This is a genomic window from Corynebacterium sp. HS2168-gen11, assembly GCF_024834075.1.
Lineage (GTDB): Bacteria > Actinomycetota > Actinomycetes > Mycobacteriales > Mycobacteriaceae > Corynebacterium.
This window is the reverse complement of record NZ_JANUXR010000002.1, coordinates 80,136-97,321: the sequence shown is the minus strand read 5'-3', so window position 1 is coordinate 97,321 and position 17,186 is coordinate 80,136. Positions and strand designations below refer to the sequence as shown.

The window sequence follows — 17,186 nt, the reverse complement described above, 5'->3', positions numbered from 1 at the left end:
CAATTGAGGAGATATTGCTATATCAATCAAAAGTAGTGCTAGTCTTGCTACTTATGAACGCCCCCATTGATGCAGTGTTAGTGTTAAGCTTCGGAGCTCCAGAGAAGTCTGAAGATGTTATGCCTTTTCTTCGCAATGTCACTAGAGGCCGTGGTATTCCAGATCATCGCCTAGCAGAAGTCGCTGAACACTATCATCATTTTGATGGTTTCAGCCCATTGAATGCGTGCAACCAAGAAATTATCCGAAACGTCGAACACGCTTTACGCTCGAACAATATCGACCTACCAGTGTATTTCGGCAATCGCAATTGGCATCCGTTTGCTTCCGACACAATCACCACCATCGCGCAAGCAGGGCACAAACACGTTGCGGTCTTCGCGACTTCTGCTTGGGGCGGATTTTCTGGCTGCAAGCAATACCAAGACGATATCGTGCACATGCGCGAACATCTTGCCACATCAAGCTACCCCGCAATCCGATTTACTCGTTTAGCGCAGTTTTTCAACCACCCAATCTTTATCCATGCGAATGCCAATGCTATACGCGCTCGTTATGCAGAGTTTGCTGCAGAAGGAGTTGCAAATAAAGATATTCGCCTAGTGTTTACAGCCCATTCAATCCCAGTTGTTGCCGATCACCACTCTGGCACTGCAGATGAAGGTCCGCTGTATTCTAGCCAAGTCACAGAAGCTTGCCGCTTGGTTGCAGAAGAACTAGGCCTCACCAACTATGATCTGGTGTGGCAATCAGCCTCAGGTGATGGCAAGGTACCATGGCTCGATCCCGATATTGTCGACTATGCCAAGGCACAAGCGGCACAAGGGGTGAAGTACTTACTGGTTAGCCCAATTGGTTTTATTTCCGACCATATGGAAGTGATCTGGGATTTAGATAACGAACTCCAAGATGAAGCCACCGCACTTGGGATGCACGTCAAACGCGCTGCCACAGTTGGTCATATGCCAGAATTTGCGGACATGATCCTTGAGTTGCTCTTAGCAGCAGGAGAGCATAATACTCCTCGCAGCTTAGGAACCATGCCTGTCAAAGGCTGTACCGTCAATGGTGAACCATGTGCACCAAGCTGTTGTCAGCCAGCCAAACGGCCCCATTCTGCCACTGCATAATGCACCGCAGACATCCGTGCCTGACGCACTGCCATTGCCAGTTCTAAGAGCACAGGATCATATCGATGCTGGCCATAGTGGTTCAGCACGGTTTCAACAATTGCACTAAGCCGGTTTGCACGCGCGAGTAATTTCACGCTGCGAGCCGGCGTTGCTGCAGGTAATCCAGGAATATCATAGTGATCGTGCAGCGTGCCTACCTTCAAACGAGGATCCACCCGAACCTCATGACTTGGAATTGCCGTATCAATCAACCTCGCAGCACGCCGCGCAGCTTCTGCAAGCTGCAAGTCTGCTTCACCTGGCAGTAATATTCCTGGATATGGCAAAGGATACTCACGATGCTGCCAAATCATGCCATCGGGGATCGCATGTGGGACAAGCACAGTAGAACTGCCAAGCAATATTGCGTGTTGGCTGCCGATACTCGGCCCCAAAGATTGTCCAGCACCACCAAATAAAAAGGTTAATGCAGGAACTTCATGGCCTATCGGAGCATGGGTACGTACAATTTTTGCAAGATCCACCAGGTGCTCAGGAGCGTCGTCAAGCATATGCGGACCATCAAGCTCTAATAAGGATGCATGCAGCTCATCGAACGAAACATGTCCGTACAGCCACGCACCGAACCAGAGACTAATATTTTGTACCGGCGAGTAAAAGTCATTCATCGTACTGATACTCTAGTAGGGTTTTAGCTCGTGAGAGAATATGGCGATATTTTTCAAAAGAAAACTGGCCCAACGTACCCTGTCGTACCGGTCAGTATCGACGATGTGCTTGAAGTGCTTGCCGACGGTTTTGTGGGGGCAATTGTTGGGTTTGAAAAAACCTATGATGGCGATTTCGTGCGTTTAGAAGATCGACGCGGGGTTGAAAGACTGGTCAAGATTCGAAACGGTGCTTTTTTGATTGACGGTCAGCGTGTGTCGATTCAGCGAAAAGTTGCGAAGCAACAACCACAACGCAGTAATTCAGGATCGATCAAAGTTGCCAATGTCGAAGCTAAAGTGGCTGCTCCTTCACGTATTTGGGTAGAAGGTATCCATGATGCAGCCATTGTGGAAAAGATTTGGGGGCACGATTTACGTGTCGAAGGTGTCGTGGTGGAATATCTCGAAGGCCTCGATAATCTTGAGCAGCGCCTGGCAGAGTTTCAGCCGAGTGCAACGCGACGTATCGGTGTCTTGGCAGATCACTTGATTACCGGAAGCAAAGAAATGCGCTTGACCCAAGATGTTGGCCCGCATGTGTTGGTCACAGGACATCCTTTTATCGACATTTGGGCCGCGGTGAAACCTGAACGATTAGGGATTCGTACATGGCCTGAGATTCCATATGGTCAAGATTGGAAAACAGGTATTTGCCAACAATTACGGTGGGGAAGTACTCAAGAAGGATGGAATCGGGTGTATCGCGCTGTCAACACCTACAAAGATGTTGATGCAACGTTAATTGGGGCAGTAGAACGGCTTGTCGATTTTGTGACAAATCCTAGCCTGTCAAAGCAAGATTTACTGTAACATCGAGAAGTATGGGAGCACTTATTTGGTTAGTTGCTGGAATCTTGCTCGCAAGTGCTGAACTGTTCGTGGGCGAACTTACGCTGTTCATGCTTGGACTTGCGGCACTGACAACCGCTGGCGCTGCCTATTTTTACCCTTCAGTGACAGTTGAGCTGGTTGTGTTTAGCGTAAGCGCATTGGCAACCGTAGTATTGCTCAAACCGCTACTGCATTCACGCATTATGCCTGCCGCAGCCTTAAGCGCACAGCAAGAACTACATGGCAAACGAGCAATCGTGTTGGAAACTGTTGACGATCATAATGGCCAAATTAAAATTGATGGTGAGATCTGGTCGGCTCGCAGTTTTATTCCCACCGAAGTGCATCCACCAGGAACAGCTGTAGATGTGATGTCAATTGATGGGCCAATAGCATTTGTTTCGAAAGGAATCGAGTTATGAGCAGCTTAATTGCAGGTGTGCTACTGACTGTGATTGTGGGCGTGATCCTCTTTCAATCAGTAGCCCTCATCCCGCAGGGCGAAGCGGCAGTCATTGAACGTCTCGGACGCTATACTCGCACTGTTTCCGGTGGCGTGACGTTTTTGATCCCAATTATTGATCGCGTACGCCAACGCGTCGACACTCGTGAACGAGTGGTAAGTTTCCCACCACAAGCGGTGATCACCCAAGATAACCTTACTGTGGCCATCGATACTGTTGTCACATTCCAAATCAATGATGCAGCAAAAGCTATTTATGGTGTCGATAACTATATTGTCGGCGTCGAGCAGATCTCGGTTGCAACGTTGCGTGACGTCGTCGGCGGTATGACATTAGAGGAAACTTTAACCAGCCGTGAAGTTATTAACCGACGTCTGCGCGGTGAGCTGGATGCAGCAACGACGAAGTGGGGCTTGCGTATTTCTCGTGTGGAGCTGAAAGCCATTGATCCGCCACCATCGATTCAGCAATCCATGGAAATGCAGATGAAGGCAGACCGCGAAAAACGTGCCATGATTTTGCAGGCAGAAGGTCGTCGTGAATCCGATATTCGTACTGCTGAGGGAGAAAAACAAGCACGAATTTTAGCTGCTGAAGGTGAAAAACATGCAGCGATTCTGCGAGCTGAAGCAGAACGTGAAGCTGCCATCTTGAAAGCAGAAGGCCAACGTGCTGCGAAGTTCTTAGAAGCACAAGGTGAAGCACGCGCGATTGAACATATCAATGAAGCCATTAAGGCATCTGAGATCACTCCAGAAGTGCTGGCATATCAGTACCTGGAGAAATTGCCGAAGATGGCTGAAGGTCAAGCTTCTACTATGTGGTTGATTCCAAGTGAATTTGGCAATTCTTTAGAACAATTTGCCAAAGCGTTTGGAACCAAAGATGCTGATGGTGTGTTCCGTTATGAACCACCAAAGCATGAAAAGAAGCGCAATGATGACGTGCCAGAAGAATGGTTTGCAGCCACGAGCAATCCAGAAATTAAAGCTGCATTAGCCGCAGCAAATGCGGTAGCGCAACAACCAGTTATACCAACTCCGGCGTCGATAAGCGCAGAACCAGAGCATTTACCTGAGCAGTAAGTGCCCTATAACGAATCAATCTCAAGCAACACCTTGGAAAAGCGATGTTGCTTGAGATTTTTTATGATGCTGTGCGTAAGTGAGGAGTCACTTCTGCATCAACGTGCCAGCTTGTTCAAGCAGTCGCACAGCCAAGCGCCAACCAGCAAGTTCTGCTTGCCACCCAGCTGCTTGCAGACGTTGGCTCATAGCTTGTTTAGAAATCCCTAATTCGTGAGCTGACTCATTTTGGTTGTAGCCACTTCGCATGAGGCTGGTAGCTTCGCGTCCTTCAAGAGTGCGCTTGGTCAAGATGTGGCCAAGCATCAAAAACGCACCCGCAATATCCGCAGCGAGAGCTTTTTCCCCACGAATCCCTACTTTGACAATGCCAGCTCGCGCATGAGCCCCAAGTGTTGATTTCGCCAACGCTTGAGCGGCTTCAACGGATGGAGCAACGGCAATACTGACAGCCCAGTCACCATGTGACAGCAGTGCCATCGTGACATCACATAGGCCATCGGCTGTGTGCAAAGCTGCGGCGATATCTTCGACCCCAACAACTTCAAACTCGCCTACATTCGGCAATTGCGATAAAGCCTTCGCTGAATTACGCACCAGTTCAGCACGTCGTCGATCGCGACCGCGGTAACGTGCATGTATTGCGAACATAGACATCTTCCTTGGGTATCTAGTGTAAAGGCTTGACTGGAAGTTTATTATCAATAAGTAAGCCAATGGTGCCAAGACACGCAAAGCCGAGAGAAATCATCAATAATCGGCTGTCAAAACCAACTACCGCAGCATGCCCGAGCAGTACGGTTGCAATTGTGCCAGGCGCTGAGCCAACACCGGTGGCTACCACAAACCAGAGCCACGGGATAGGAGTCAGCGCTGCAACATAATTCAGGATTGAAAATGGTACTCCAGGAATCATGCGCAAGCTGCCAACCGCCAGCCAACCGCGTTGTTCGATTCGAGTATTAATAGTGCGTACCGCAGGATGATGCAATTTCGGTTTGATCCATTCGCCAAGGAAATATCGAATCGCGGCAAGTGATATGCCAGCAGAAATCATTGTGGCGCTAATGGCTAATAGAATGCCGAGTTTTGGTCCGAACAGCACACCCGAGCTAAGAGTAAAAATTGTACGTGGAATTGGTAGCTGCGTCATAGCGACATACAGCAGCAGGTATAGGAGGAAGAACCACTTGCCGGTGGCAAGCGACCAGCGTTGGAGCGCAGCAAGATCTGGAAGCGGCAGCAGAACTGTTGCCATGCAAACAGTTATGACAACAACACTCACGAAAAGTTTTTTGCGCCACGACCACGCTTGTATGCTGGCACGCGCATCTGTGACTATCATGCTGCAAAAATCTCGAATGTTCTCCACTTATTGCACAATACCGCAGCAAGGCATTTTCCAGCCATCTTTGACCAACTGACATCGTAGAAAAGCTGAAGCTGTGGTGTTATCAGCTATTCAGTGGTGCAGAAAGGCGTCGACAAGCATGTCGGCAAGACACATAAAATGCTGCTTACCTGCGACTGCAACGCAAGCATTGCGCAAGACTTATGGAACGTTCACAGCTGAAATATTGGCAACAATGTTCAACATTGAGCATGATTTATGAGTACACTGAAAGGTGCATTCGCCAAAGAAGAAGGCGACAAGTTGAAAGTTCTTACTTAAAGATTAAACTGTATTGAATAAACATACCTATTGGTAGATCTCTACAGACACACAACGAAAGGAACCATCATGGCTGATTTTGGCCCAAACCCATACATCTTAGACATTGAAGAAAAGACCCTCGAGAATCCACATTTCCGCGAGACTGTCTGGACTGGTCAGTACCTGCAAATGACCGTTATGACGATTCCAGCTGGCGGCGAAATCGGCGCTGAGATTCACGATGATCATGATCAATTCTTGCGTATTGAATCCGGCAAGGGCCATGTCATGATTGGCGCTTCGGAAACCGAGCTGGACATTGATCAAGTTGTCGAAGACGATTGGGCAGTCTTTATCCCTGCAGGTAAGTGGCACAATGTTGTCAATGAGTCCGATGAGCCTTTGAAGCTCTACTCCCTGTATGCAGCACCAGATCACGTTCATGGCACCATCCACCCAACCAAGGAAGATGCTGACAACGATCCAAACGAGCAGCACTAAGCGCTATTTGAACGTGCAAAACTGATATATCAGGCCTTGGCAGGGAAGTTGTCTTTGCCAAGGCTTGATGCTGTTATAGCGGTTTGTGGTGTCCGATTTCAGGCAAACATAAGACGTGAATGTAAAGTATGCGCCACGCCTGCACCATTACCCGCGCATCGCCACACCTTGTTTCCAATATCCCATAAACGCTACCTGGCGACGTTGAATGCCGCACTGATGAACCAAGTAGCGACGCACACTGGTCACCATGGTGCTTTCACCAGCGATCCAAAAGTACTGCGCGAGATCATCGGTAGCCACAGATGTATCATGGGCTAATTCCTCACCAGATTTTGAATACGTCGGTGTTTGCCAAATAATCTCATTGGCATCCTCATGGCTGCCAGCAGTTACACTCCTTCCAATAGCAGCATTGCGATCAGCACTAGGTACTGCTTCCTCCAAGTTCTCATCACGCCTACACAAGGCAGGAATATACTGCTGCAATGCAGTCAAAATGTGCTGACCAGGGGATAGCACAGCATGTTCGTCACGAATCAACCAGGTGATGTCTGGGTGTTGGAAGTAGTGTGTATCTGCCCGAGTTGGAACTTCGACAAAAGCATGGACAGTTTTCCCTGGTGACTGAGCACTTACGGAAATGAGAATATTTGCAATCGCCGGCAATGCGGTTTCATCACCTACCAACACAATGCTACGAGCATCGCCTGGAGCAAATTCAATACCTGTTACCGGCATACCTTTGCGTGGCAGGACCAAATTCACACGATCACCAATATTTACGGCTGCAAGCCACTTACTTGCTGGACCAGCAAGACCATAGCGATCATCATGACGTACAAAGTCAATGCACACTTCGCCAAAATCTGGATATTCTTGCCAGCTGCGCACAGTATAGGTACGCATCACACCTTTGAGTGCTGGGGGCAAGGCAGCTCGTTGCGCTCGCCACTCGTGTCGATCATATGTTGGAGTAATCCCGGATTCTCCTGGAAAAATAATTTTCATTCGCTGATCCAAGACCTCACGTCCTAATGCAGCGTGGAGTAAATCCGGATGTCGAAATACGATTCGAGTGAGGCTTGCAGTAACAGGAATAATCTCAGCAACTTCTGCCAGAAATGGTGCGAAATATTGCTTCGCCGGGGTCACAGGCAATATTTTCTTCATGGGCATGCCCTCAACAATACTTACATATACAACTTTTGATTGAGGTTTACCTTAGCAAAAACTATTACAGATACGCACCTTCCCACAGAATCAAGAATGATATGTGTGTATGCTTTCTGCTTGTGCCAGCTACTCTGGTAGGTTAATCCGTTATGAATTATCGTCGGCTTCCTACCTGGTCTTGGTCAGCACCCAATGAGGCACCACACGATAACGCCAATCTGGTATACACAACTGAGAACATTCAGGCATACACAAAAAAGGCTTTACTCGCACATCCAAAACTGGTTGTGCTGTTGGTTATTTGTGCCATGACCTCAAATATTGCGGCTGCTTTCCAAACGAAGTTTGTCGGAAATATTGCCGATTCATTAATCGCGAATGCAGGCTTGCATGCATTAATTATGCCTATCATCGCAATTTTCGCACTGGCATTCTGCGTGTGGCTGTTCGAAGCCACCGCTGACGGTTTTACGGAAATTTCTCAAGCCCGTACCACTCATAATCTTCGGATGGGTTTAACGGATCGTTTGGCTTTCCAACAGCCGAACGCAAAAACTCCAGGTGAGTTGCTCAATACCATCGATGAAGATACGTCGGCACTCGGCCAGCTCAAACAAACCTTAAATTTTCCGTTGGCAATGGCAGGCTATGTTCTGGGAACGGTGTTTGTGCTTGCGCCAATTTCGATTGAAGTGGCACTGGTAATTCCAGTTGGTGTTGCTGCAACTGCATGGTTTTCAGGCCGCACGGTGAGCAAAATTGATAAGGTAAGTTCCAAGCGTCGCGAAGCTGAAGCACATGCAGTTTCACTCGGCACCGACTATGCGCAGGGTGTTCGTCAGCTCAAGGGCATGGGAGCGGTTGAACGATCACAGCACAAGTTCGAAGCCGCAGTTGATCATTCTCTTACCTCCATCATGCAGCAATACAAAGTCAATACCGTTATCAATATTCAGCGCCAGTTAGTACCTGCATGTTTTATTGTCGTGGTGATTCTCTACAGCGCGTTTTTGCTGGCGCGTGGGAAAATTACCGAAGGCGAATTACTTACCATTGTGTTGCTTAGCCCACCTGCACTGCAAGCCTCTGGCTTTTCGCTCGGCTATATGTCGTATGTATGGGCGCGCGGTCTTGCCGCAGCAAGACGAGTGCAAGAGCTTCTCGACGACCTCCGGCCAGTCACAATTCCGCAAGTAGACACACATCTACCAGAACCAGGCCTAGAAGTGTGGTCACTTTCAACTGAATCTGCACGTCAGGCGGCATTGGCACACGCTACTGCCATGGCTGCTGCATATGACGGAATATTTCAACCGCATATGGTCAGTATTTTTGAAGGCACGTTAGAAGATAATGTCGGCGATTCACATATTGGTCTTGATGCAGCAAACTGCGGTGATATTCTGACACGCCTTGGCGGATACCAAGCAGATGGCAAGCTACCAGTAGCACCAATCGGCGAAGGTGGCTTGAACCTTTCTGGCGGCCAGCGCCAGCGATTAGCGCTTGCTCGTGTGCTCAATATGAATCCGCAACTTTTGATTCTTGATGAACCAACCACTGGACTGGATACCGTGACTTTGAGCAAAGTGGTGAACAATGTTGCTGAATTGCGTGCAAAGCAGCACACAATTGTGCTTTCGACCTCATCAGCGTGGATAAACGCGGCTACTCGAGTACGAACTGATGAAGATTTTCTTAGCGAAATAGGGCAGCAGGCATGATTGAAGTAGACAAACTCGCACCCGCAACACTGAAAGAATCAGGCAAATTTTTAACCACCTTGCCATCAACACCACGCAAACGGTGGTATTTGGGTACTTTTACCCTCTATGCTCTTTTTATTTCAGTCATGGTCGGTACCTCAACGCTGCTCGGGCGAGTCATCGACGTTGTCCATGATCGCACATTATTTATTGCCTTTTTATGTTTGATCAGCCTGGGATTCCTATTAGAAAACGTCGGGCGCTTTACAGGCGAATACGTGTTGTTGGCAAAAACCTCGCAAATGTCCATTGACCTGCGAAAAGCATGTTTGAATGCGGTCTTACATGCACCGATTCCAACCATTATGGAAGTTGGCACTGGCAATATCATTACGCGGTTAACAAAAGATATTGACCGCGTCACGACGGCTATAGCCAATGTCGGTTCACGATTGACCACCACAATCTTTATGATGCCGTTTACCATTGCAGCCTTAAGCTTGATCCATTGGTCATTCGGGCTTCTCACGTTCGGCATTATCATTTTGATGACGCCTGTGGTTCGGATGATTATCCGCGATTTCCCGACAACCCAAAACCGGTTATCGTCGACCGAGGCTCAGCGCAATAATATGCTGCTCGATACCATTCACGGCATGTCGACGATTCGGGCATTAGGATTACAGCGCTGGGCGCTGCAGCGCATCGAACACAAGAGCTGGACTACCATTATTGCGACTGCACATCAAGTAGATGTGTTTACCTATATTCTGGCCACTGCACAGCTGATCTATGTTTTATTATTGACCGGCGTGGTTAGCCTCGCAGTATATTTGGCCTATATTTCAGTGTTAACAGCAGGTACAGCAGCAGCTGCAATTACACTGGTTGTCCGCCTTGAAATGCATATCTTTAATGTGCTCTTTTTCTCCGGCGTTATTCAACAAGCATTGACCTCATTAGGCCGAGCAGTTGCAGTGGCAACAATGTCTGCCAACGATCACCGACCAGATGGTCCAGATCATATTCAACCAAGCGTCAGCATCGAGCATCTTTCATACGCGTACCCAGGTGGCGCGCCGATTCTGCAAGATCTCAACTTAAACCTGGAAGCTGGTACTACCACAGCACTGGTTGGTGCTTCCGGTGCTGGCAAGTCCACTTTGGCAAATATTATTGCAGGTTTGCAGCATCCTACCGCAGGAACTGTTCGCATTGGCGGTATTGATACGGCAACGGTTTCGGAAAACTGGACAGCTCGCCATGTGGCCTTAATTAGTCAGCAAGTTCATCTATTTTCTGGAACCTTGCGCGATGATCTTCGCATGGCACAAGAAGATGCCAGCGATGAGATGATTCTTGCCGTATTAGCAAAAGTCGGTCTTACGGGAGAAACCTTTACCAGGTGGTTCCCGCAAGGCCTTGATACTCGCATCGGCGCTGGTGCTGAACCACTTTCGCCAGAAGTTGAGCAGCAGATCTCCTTAGCTCGTATTATTCTTCGAGATCCGCCAATTCTGATCATGGATGAGGCCACCTCTGAAGCCGGGTCAGAGCACGCCAAAATGTTAGAAACAGCTGCAACTGCAGTGGCAGCTGATCGCACAACCTTGGTTGTTGCACACCGGCTTGATCAAGCAATGCTGGCAGATCGCATTATCTTAATGGATAACGGCGTCATCATCGAAGATGGAACCCATGAACAACTGCTTGCCGCTGGAGGACGTTATGCACAACTGTTTGCGCACTGGGAAGCATAAGGAAGCGATACAAAAGGCTTTTTATGCCTGCTTATCTGTGAAACGCAGGCATTGACCACGGCTTGTGGCATGTGTAAAACCAATTGCACATGCCACAACGCCATCTAGGCGGCTGCTAGCTCGGGCTTACCACTGATGCGGTCGATAGTCTTTTAAGAAACAACCATACAAATCAACCCCATGTTCGCCTTGCACAATAGGGTCATAGACACGAGCGGCACCATCTACTAAATCCAGCGGTGCATGAAATCCCTCTTGCGCTAATCGCTGTTTCGTTGTGTGCGGACGCTCATCAGTAATCCATCCAGTATCCACCGCAGTCATTAAAATACCGTGTTCAAAGAGTTCCCCTGCAGCCGTACGCGTGAGCATATTCAGCGCTGCTTTGGCCATATTGGTATGCGGATGTCCAGGCCCTTTATAGCCGCGAGAGAATACACCTTCCATCGCAGAAACATTCACAATATACTTCCGCCGAGCAGGTGCTGCCTCTAATGCTGGACGCAGTCGATTAATCAAAATAAATGGGGCAGTGGCATTACACAGTTGCACCTCTAATAATTCCAGCGGATCAACTTCACCAACTTTCGCCACCCACGAATTATGCTCAACCAAATCTGGAAGCAACCCACCTGCATCCACGGCAATGCCATCGGCAGTACGCTGCATATCAGCTGAGCCACCAGTCATCGCTAACGCGGCTAGTTGCGCGGCATGAATCTGTGCTTGTGCCGCATCGGCATCAATAGCTGAGGATGCTGGCACTACAGCAGTTTCAGCTCCCATTAAGGCTGCAGGGTGTACTTGGCTGGTTGCACCAAACGAGACGCAATCCAGCTGCAATTCTCGTTGGGTCAGAGGTGCTTGTTCAGCGTCGACAAGCCCAGAATATGCACCTGGTTTACGTTTCACAGTCTGTGCGGCATTATTAATCAAAATATCCAACGGCTTTTGGGCCATATGATCTGCCAGGGCCACGACTTGCTGCGGATCACGCAAATCGATGCCAACGACGTGCAATCGATCCAGCCAATCGACGCTATCAGGTACTGCATGAAACCGGCGTATCGCGTCTTTGGGGAAACGCGTAGTAATGGTCAAATCTGCGCCGTCACGCAGCAGCTTCAGTGCGATATACATGCCAATTTTCGCCCGCCCACCGGTAAGCAAAGCTCGACGATCTGATAAATCTACGCTTGCTTCACGACGCTGCCGGTTGTCCTGAGCACAATCGGGGCACAGTTGGTGATGAAACGAATCGACCAGTTGATATGGATTCTTACACACATAGCATTTCTGTGGTCGATAAAGCTTTCCTGCCCAACCGTGTGGAGTTGCCACACCACCGAGTGCAGGAGCACCAGGTTTGAGCAATAAGCCTTGCGTTTCATCATCGATTCGACGAGGATTCGCAGTCGCTGTGGCGGCAAGAATAGCTTGGGTATGCGCTTGACGTTTTTGTTTGGCTTGCTGCCTGCGGTTTTTCTTCACCGCTTTGAACAGTCTTGCCACTGCTTGTTGCAATTGGACTGAGGTAGGATCATCGAAATCGAGTTCGCCTGCTTGCTGGAGGACATTCAGGCAAGTTTGAAGATCCTGTGCAGAAATTTGTGGATGCGACACAACAGTCCTTTGGTGATTGGTACGACAATAAGTAATCGGTTGTATCGTAGCAATGAGTGCGTGCGTCATGCACACATAGCAGCGAATCGAGAATAGTCGCGGATACCAGCAATCTACATACTGCAGGTATAGCACAATATGGGAATATGAGGGGCAATGCTCCTGTACCAATCAGGTCTGCATCAATCCAGATATGGAAAACATAAAACGACTCGCGAACTCGCGCATCATTGAAAGGGGAGCGCAACCAAGGAGGTGAAACGCAAAAAAATAAGCCACAGAAAATCTGCGGCTTATATACTGTCTCAACACAGTGTGCCCGAGGGGGGACTTGAACCCCCACGTCCGTTAGTAGGACACTAGCACCTCAAGCTAGCGCGTCTGCCATTCCGCCACCCGGGCTTGGGTTTTGTTTTCAGCCTTTCAGCTGGGCACTTCCAAAACTATAGACAACATTCGCGATATAAACAAATCAGCTGTTCAGAACACTTTTCATAATGAGAAAACACATGACATGTACGCACCTACTGCTGGCAGCGATTCTGGTTCGCACGCACTACTGTTCACGATACTTGCACTGGCATTGCTATGAGCATGAATATAAAGATGGAAATATTTCCCGCGATCAAGTACAACAAAACTATGACTGATTATGCCAACGATGATCGTTTTCCAGGCCCTGATCCTTATGCGCCTTTAAGACAAGTTCCAAGTTTTCCACTCCACTCCAATGATTTTGCACTCGGCAGTCGTATTCCAGAGATTCATACTGCGCCAAGCAATCAAAGTCCGCATTTGCAATGGAGTGATCTACCAGCAGAAACTCGCTCTATCGCCATAACATGTTTTGATCCAGATGCGCCGACTGCTTCTGGTTATTGGCACTGGGCAGTGTTCAATCTGCCACCAACAGTTGTAGAACTGCCAACAGGTGCAGGACAAGCTGATACGTCTCTGCTTGGACTTTCTCAAACCACCACTCTTGGCTGTGATTCTGGCGTATTTGGCTATTATGGTCCACGACCACCAGCCGGACACGGCCCACATCGCTATCTCTTTGCCGTTCATGCCTTAGATGTCGATCATCTCGATCTGCCTGCCAGCACACCAGCAGCAGTACTAGGCTTCCATCTCAATTTCCATAGTTTGGCCCGAAGCATCTATTGGGGCTGGTATGAAACCACCGGCTATGAAACCACCGGCGAACACTAGATCCTTATATGCTCGACACTACATCATGATTATGCTGTAGCGAAGATCAGTATTGCCAGCAAAAATCAGGACAGTATCTCAGGCGATGCCACTTATGATGTTGCAAAAAATATCCCACTCACAACCAACGTGAGTGGGATATTTTCATTACTTCTACAATTATGATTCTAAAGTCCAAGGCAGATTCGAACCAACCGCTTGTGACAGCGATTGCAAGCCGTGAGCACGCACTTGTGCGGCAATACCAGCATGAATCTCGCGAATCCAATCCGGACCACCATAAATCATTGGGGTATAGCCTTGCAGCAAGCTGGCACCTGCGGCAATTCGTTCCCAGGCTTGTTGCGGCGTGGAAATACCACCAACCGCAATCAGCACCATAGCATCACCGCAACGTTGACGCAGTCGCTGCAGCACTTCCAAACTGCGTTCGGCAACAGGAGGACCAGAAATGCCGCCTGGTCCCATATCGGCCACAATCTGGCTCGGTGTTTGCAAACCTTCTCGACCAATAGTGGTATTGGTTGCCACAATGCCATCGAGCTTTAATTCCATCGCGAGATCTGCCACCGCGTCGACATCTGCATCAGAAAGATCTGGCGCAATTTTCACCAATACTGGCGTATCCGTTGCCGCCTGCACTGCAGCTAAAATCGGACGGAGAGACTCTACTGCCTGTAAGTCACGCAGACCTGGTGTGTTCGGGGAAGACACATTGACAACCAGGTAGTCAGCTAACCCACCAAGGAGGGAAGCAGATTTACGATAATCATCGACAGCTTGCTCTGCTGGTACTACTTTCGTTTTGCCAATGTTAATACCGATTACAGCATTTGTTCGACGACGTCGTAAGTTTTCAGCAACGACAGCAGCACCAGAATTATTAAAGCCCATTCGATTCAAAATGGCTTTATCCGCTGGCAAACGGAATAAACGTGGCTGTGGATTACCCGGTTGCGCAGAAGCAGTCACGGTTCCAAGTTCGGCATATCCAAATCCCAATGCGCTCCACGCATCTGGGGCATGGCCATCTTTATCAAACCCTGCGGCAAGCCCTAATGGGCGTGGGAAGGTCACACCAAAAACTTCTTGGGATAGCACTGGATCATTGACTGTCACAAGTTTTGCAATGCCACGTTGCACAATTGGCAATGATTGCAAGATTGACATGCCTTTGGCAATAATGCCATGGATGCGTTCAGGCGAAAGCTTGAACATGATTGATAATGCGACCTGGTATGCTTTGAGCCGCCAAGCAGGAGTTTGATAATTCACAACACGCATCTTTCTTTCAAATGAACACAATTATTTTGCAGCAACGATGTGCAAACCGCCGCCGGTTGCTGAAACCGCAGCTACTGTACCGTCGTCAAGCACTGCAATATTTTGAGCATCTGCAACTGTTGCAACCTCACGGCTAAGTTCACCGACACCAGATGAAATATCGTAGGAGCGCAACATATTATCAGTGGTGGTTGCCGTCCACACTTGCTGTGTGGTGCTATTCCAAGCAACATCCCACGGTGATTGATCCATGGTTGGAGTGGTTTGTTGTAAACGAATCACTGGATCAGTCAGATACACGCCAAACTGACGGCCCAAGGCGTCAGCGGTTACTGCCATTCCGTGCTCGCCTGGAGCAACTTGGCCCACGCCAAGCCCAACACGCAAGATTGCACCAGGTTCACCGGTGACAACATCTAAGTTTTGAATCAACGTTTTGGCTCGGCTAATGCGATACACCACAGAGTTGCCATTATCAGTTGGAGCAGCAATAAGTTGATCGGTCGTATCTGTGACGCGCATTCGTTTGCTTTGACCATCTTTGAAATACAGCACCTCGGCGCTCTCTTTACCTGCAGCAACGATGCTACCGTCAGCGGTTTTAGCTGCAGCAGTCACTGGGATATCAGTTGCGGCTGCTAACTCTAATTTCGGTGACTTGGCAGCGATGGTAAACACTCCTTGTGGACAAGCCAGCACAAACTCATCCGCGGTGCTTGTCATATCACCACAAGCAGCATCAATGTTCACGCTCGTCCAATGTTGCTGCTGGAAATCGTGTACTGATCCAATCGCAAGATGGGCACCACTGCGAATTGCCAGTGTTTGACCAACTGCTTCTATATCGGTTGCCATTGCAATTTCTGATGGCAGTTCAATCAAACCGTCAATGACACCGGTTGAGTCAGAAGATGCAACAGGAGCAGCGTTGCCCATTGCTTCTGGCAACTTTTCTTCCACGCTTGGTGGGGTACAGCCAGCAAGTAGGCTAATCGAACACAGTGCAATCATCGCTTTGAGTTTCACAACTTTTCACCTTATCACCTCTCAAGCTTGCACATCATCCAACAATAGAAAAACCTACGTTGGATCAGCGTTCATCTACGATGAGTCTGACGCCGTTTGCCACAAAAATGCGCTACGGTGATCATGTTATGAATTCCGAATTACTTGCACTTGTATCACCATCGACCATGAGCTGGGTCCAGGTGATTGTCTTATCCATTGTCCAAGGCTTAACTGAGTTTCTTCCGATTAGTTCCTCAGGCCATTTACGAATCATTAGCTCATTATTCTTCGGTGCAGATGCCGGTGCTTCTTTTACCGCGGTTGTCCAGCTTGGCACCGAAGCCGCTGTGTTGGTTTATTTTGCACGCGACATTTACACAATTCTTCGCGCGTGGTTTCAAGGATTAGCCAACCCCAAGGCACGCGGATTCCACTATCGAATGGGATGGATGGTCATTCTTGGCACAATTCCAGTCGGCGTCGTGGGATTTTTAGGCAAAGATATTATTCGAGAATATTTACGCAATATGTGGATCACGGCAGCAGTGCTCATTGCATTCTCCTTCGTATTCATTGCCGCCGAATATTATGGAAAGAAAACTCGCAGCTATGAAGAACTTTCTTTCCGCGATGCACTCATCATGGGTCTTGCCCAATGCTTAGCATTAATTCCTGGTGTATCACGTTCTGGCGGTACGATTTCGGCCGGCTTATTCCTTGGGCTTGACCGTGAAGTTGCTGCACGTTTTAGTTTCTTACTGGCAATTCCAGCGGTGCTGGCATCCGGGCTCTTTTCGCTCGGCGATGCTTTTGATCCACAAGCTGGACAAGCAGCAACGGGCATGCAGCTGTTCGTTGGTACCGCTATAGCCTTTGCAGTAGGTTATGCCTCAATTGCATGGCTGCTGAAGTTTGTGTCACACCACTCCTTTAGTTGGTTTGCAGCCTATCGTATTCCCGCTGGTCTTGCAGTGATGGCACTACTTGCCTCTGGTGTGCTACAGCCTTAAAAATTGTTCTAGTAATACAGCCTCTCACA

16 protein-coding genes and 1 tRNA gene are annotated in these 17,186 nt (G+C 48.7%); 9 read left to right on the top strand and 8 right to left on the bottom strand.

What is annotated here, in order from left to right; all coding sequences use genetic code 11:
• The first annotated feature begins 53 nt into the window (after positions 1 to 53).
• A complete protein-coding gene (locus NXS99_RS01790; protein WP_259286964.1) occupies positions 54 to 1,130 on the top strand; it encodes a ferrochelatase in 1,077 nt (358 codons plus the stop codon).
• Here the strand turns inward: NXS99_RS01790 and NXS99_RS01785 are convergent.
• Entirely contained in the window at positions 1,094 to 1,801 is a 708-nt protein-coding gene (locus tag NXS99_RS01785) for a hypothetical protein (RefSeq protein WP_259286963.1), read from the bottom strand. The two genes, NXS99_RS01790 and NXS99_RS01785, sit on opposite strands and share 37 nt — an antisense overlap.
• Before the next feature lie 48 nt (positions 1,802 to 1,849).
• On the opposite strand from NXS99_RS01785, the gene NXS99_RS01780 reads away from it, so the two are divergent.
• From NXS99_RS01780 to NXS99_RS01770, 3 genes are read left to right on the top strand one after another with little or no spacing between them, the layout of a single operon-like run.
• Entirely contained in the window at positions 1,850 to 2,653 is an 804-nt protein-coding gene (locus NXS99_RS01780; RefSeq protein WP_259287109.1) for a DUF3097 domain-containing protein, read from the top strand.
• An 11-nt stretch (positions 2,654 to 2,664) separates the two neighbouring features.
• Positions 2,665 to 3,096: an NfeD family protein gene (locus NXS99_RS01775; RefSeq protein ID WP_259286962.1), complete on the top strand. Its 432-nt coding sequence runs from the start codon at positions 2,665 to 2,667 to the stop codon at positions 3,094 to 3,096.
• Positions 3,093 to 4,223, top strand: a complete 1,131-nt coding sequence (locus NXS99_RS01770) for an SPFH domain-containing protein (protein ID WP_259286961.1) — start codon at positions 3,093 to 3,095, stop codon at positions 4,221 to 4,223. Before NXS99_RS01775 ends, NXS99_RS01770 begins: the two co-directional genes overlap by 4 nt.
• A gap of 87 nt (positions 4,224 to 4,310) precedes the next feature.
• On the opposite strand, the gene NXS99_RS01765 is transcribed toward NXS99_RS01770, so the two are convergent.
• Together NXS99_RS01765 and NXS99_RS01760 are read right to left on the bottom strand one after the other, a co-directional pair.
• Positions 4,311 to 4,874, bottom strand: a complete 564-nt coding sequence (locus tag NXS99_RS01765; protein ID WP_259286960.1) for a MarR family transcriptional regulator — start codon at positions 4,872 to 4,874, stop codon at positions 4,311 to 4,313.
• Positions 4,875 to 4,893: 19 nt separating this feature from the next.
• Complete coding sequence (locus NXS99_RS01760; protein ID WP_259286959.1) at positions 4,894 to 5,481, bottom strand: TVP38/TMEM64 family protein; 588 nt, start codon at positions 5,479 to 5,481, stop codon at positions 4,894 to 4,896.
• A gap of 483 nt (positions 5,482 to 5,964) precedes the next feature.
• On the opposite strand from NXS99_RS01760, the gene NXS99_RS01755 reads away from it, so the two are divergent.
• Positions 5,965 to 6,378 carry a cupin domain-containing protein gene (locus NXS99_RS01755; RefSeq protein WP_259286958.1) on the top strand — a complete coding sequence of 138 codons (414 nt, stop codon included), beginning with the start codon at positions 5,965 to 5,967 and terminating at the stop codon, positions 6,376 to 6,378.
• A 147-nt stretch (positions 6,379 to 6,525) separates the two neighbouring features.
• Here the strand turns inward: NXS99_RS01755 and NXS99_RS01750 are convergent, their stop codons facing one another.
• The gene (locus NXS99_RS01750) at positions 6,526 to 7,551 is read right to left on the bottom strand and encodes a siderophore-interacting protein (RefSeq protein ID WP_259286957.1); all 1,026 of its coding nucleotides are present in this window, start codon (positions 7,549 to 7,551) and stop codon (positions 6,526 to 6,528) included.
• Positions 7,552 to 7,703: 152 nt separating this feature from the next.
• Here NXS99_RS01750 and NXS99_RS01745 point away from each other — a divergent pair, with 152 nt between their 5' ends.
• Positions 7,704 to 9,278, top strand: coding sequence for an ABC transporter ATP-binding protein (locus NXS99_RS01745; RefSeq protein ID WP_259286956.1), 1,575 nt, complete (start codon positions 7,704 to 7,706; stop codon positions 9,276 to 9,278).
• Positions 9,275 to 11,020 (top strand): ABC transporter ATP-binding protein, encoded by a 1,746-nt coding sequence (locus NXS99_RS01740; protein ID WP_259286955.1) that lies wholly within the window; start codon positions 9,275 to 9,277, stop codon positions 11,018 to 11,020. Before NXS99_RS01745 ends, NXS99_RS01740 begins: the two co-directional genes overlap by 4 nt.
• A gap of 126 nt (positions 11,021 to 11,146) precedes the next feature.
• Here the strand turns inward: NXS99_RS01740 and NXS99_RS01735 are convergent, their stop codons facing one another.
• Together NXS99_RS01735 and NXS99_RS01730 are read right to left on the bottom strand one after the other, a co-directional pair.
• Positions 11,147 to 12,643: an SDR family NAD(P)-dependent oxidoreductase gene (locus NXS99_RS01735; protein ID WP_259286954.1), complete on the bottom strand. Its 1,497-nt coding sequence runs from the start codon at positions 12,641 to 12,643 to the stop codon at positions 11,147 to 11,149.
• A gap of 316 nt (positions 12,644 to 12,959) precedes the next feature.
• Positions 12,960 to 13,045, bottom strand: a tRNA-Leu gene (locus NXS99_RS01730).
• 240 nt (positions 13,046 to 13,285) lie between these two features.
• On the opposite strand from NXS99_RS01730, the gene NXS99_RS01725 reads away from it, so the two are divergent.
• Entirely contained in the window at positions 13,286 to 13,855 is a 570-nt protein-coding gene (locus NXS99_RS01725; protein ID WP_259286953.1) for a YbhB/YbcL family Raf kinase inhibitor-like protein, read from the top strand.
• Between the two features lie 159 nt (positions 13,856 to 14,014).
• Here the strand turns inward: NXS99_RS01725 and NXS99_RS01720 are convergent, their stop codons facing one another.
• A complete protein-coding gene (locus NXS99_RS01720; protein ID WP_396124794.1) occupies positions 14,015 to 15,130 on the bottom strand; it encodes a quinone-dependent dihydroorotate dehydrogenase in 1,116 nt (371 codons plus the stop codon).
• Between the two features lie 30 nt (positions 15,131 to 15,160).
• Entirely contained in the window at positions 15,161 to 16,165 is a 1,005-nt protein-coding gene (locus NXS99_RS01715; RefSeq protein ID WP_259286951.1) for a hypothetical protein, read from the bottom strand.
• Between the two features lie 128 nt (positions 16,166 to 16,293).
• Here NXS99_RS01715 and NXS99_RS01710 point away from each other — a divergent pair, with 128 nt between their 5' ends.
• Positions 16,294 to 17,157, top strand: a complete 864-nt coding sequence (locus tag NXS99_RS01710; RefSeq protein ID WP_259286950.1) for an undecaprenyl-diphosphate phosphatase — start codon at positions 16,294 to 16,296, stop codon at positions 17,155 to 17,157.
• Positions 17,158 to 17,186 lie beyond the last annotated feature (29 nt).

Bases quoted from the DNA above. Each gene is read 5' to 3' on its own strand.
- NXS99_RS01755 (WP_259286958.1), top strand. From the start codon at position 5,965: ATGGCTGATTTTGGCCCAAACCCATACATCTTAGACATTGAAGAAAAG.
- NXS99_RS01710 (WP_259286950.1), top strand. From the start codon at position 16,294: ATGAATTCCGAATTACTTGCACTTGTATCACCATCGACCATGAGCTGG.
- NXS99_RS01785 (WP_259286963.1), bottom strand. From the start codon at position 1,801: ATGAATGACTTTTACTCGCCGGTACAAAATATTAGTCTCTGGTTCGGT.
- NXS99_RS01790 (WP_259286964.1), top strand. From the start codon at position 54: ATGAACGCCCCCATTGATGCAGTGTTAGTGTTAAGCTTCGGAGCTCCA.
- NXS99_RS01740 (WP_259286955.1), top strand. From the start codon at position 9,275: ATGATTGAAGTAGACAAACTCGCACCCGCAACACTGAAAGAATCAGGC.
- NXS99_RS01750 (WP_259286957.1), bottom strand. From the start codon at position 7,551: ATGAAGAAAATATTGCCTGTGACCCCGGCGAAGCAATATTTCGCACCA.
- NXS99_RS01745 (WP_259286956.1), top strand. From the start codon at position 7,704: ATGAATTATCGTCGGCTTCCTACCTGGTCTTGGTCAGCACCCAATGAG.
- NXS99_RS01775 (WP_259286962.1), top strand. From the start codon at position 2,665: ATGGGAGCACTTATTTGGTTAGTTGCTGGAATCTTGCTCGCAAGTGCT.
- NXS99_RS01725 (WP_259286953.1), top strand. From the start codon at position 13,286: ATGACTGATTATGCCAACGATGATCGTTTTCCAGGCCCTGATCCTTAT.
- NXS99_RS01770 (WP_259286961.1), top strand. From the start codon at position 3,093: ATGAGCAGCTTAATTGCAGGTGTGCTACTGACTGTGATTGTGGGCGTG.
- NXS99_RS01760 (WP_259286959.1), bottom strand. From the start codon at position 5,481: ATGGCAACAGTTCTGCTGCCGCTTCCAGATCTTGCTGCGCTCCAACGC.
- NXS99_RS01765 (WP_259286960.1), bottom strand. From the start codon at position 4,874: ATGTTCGCAATACATGCACGTTACCGCGGTCGCGATCGACGACGTGCT.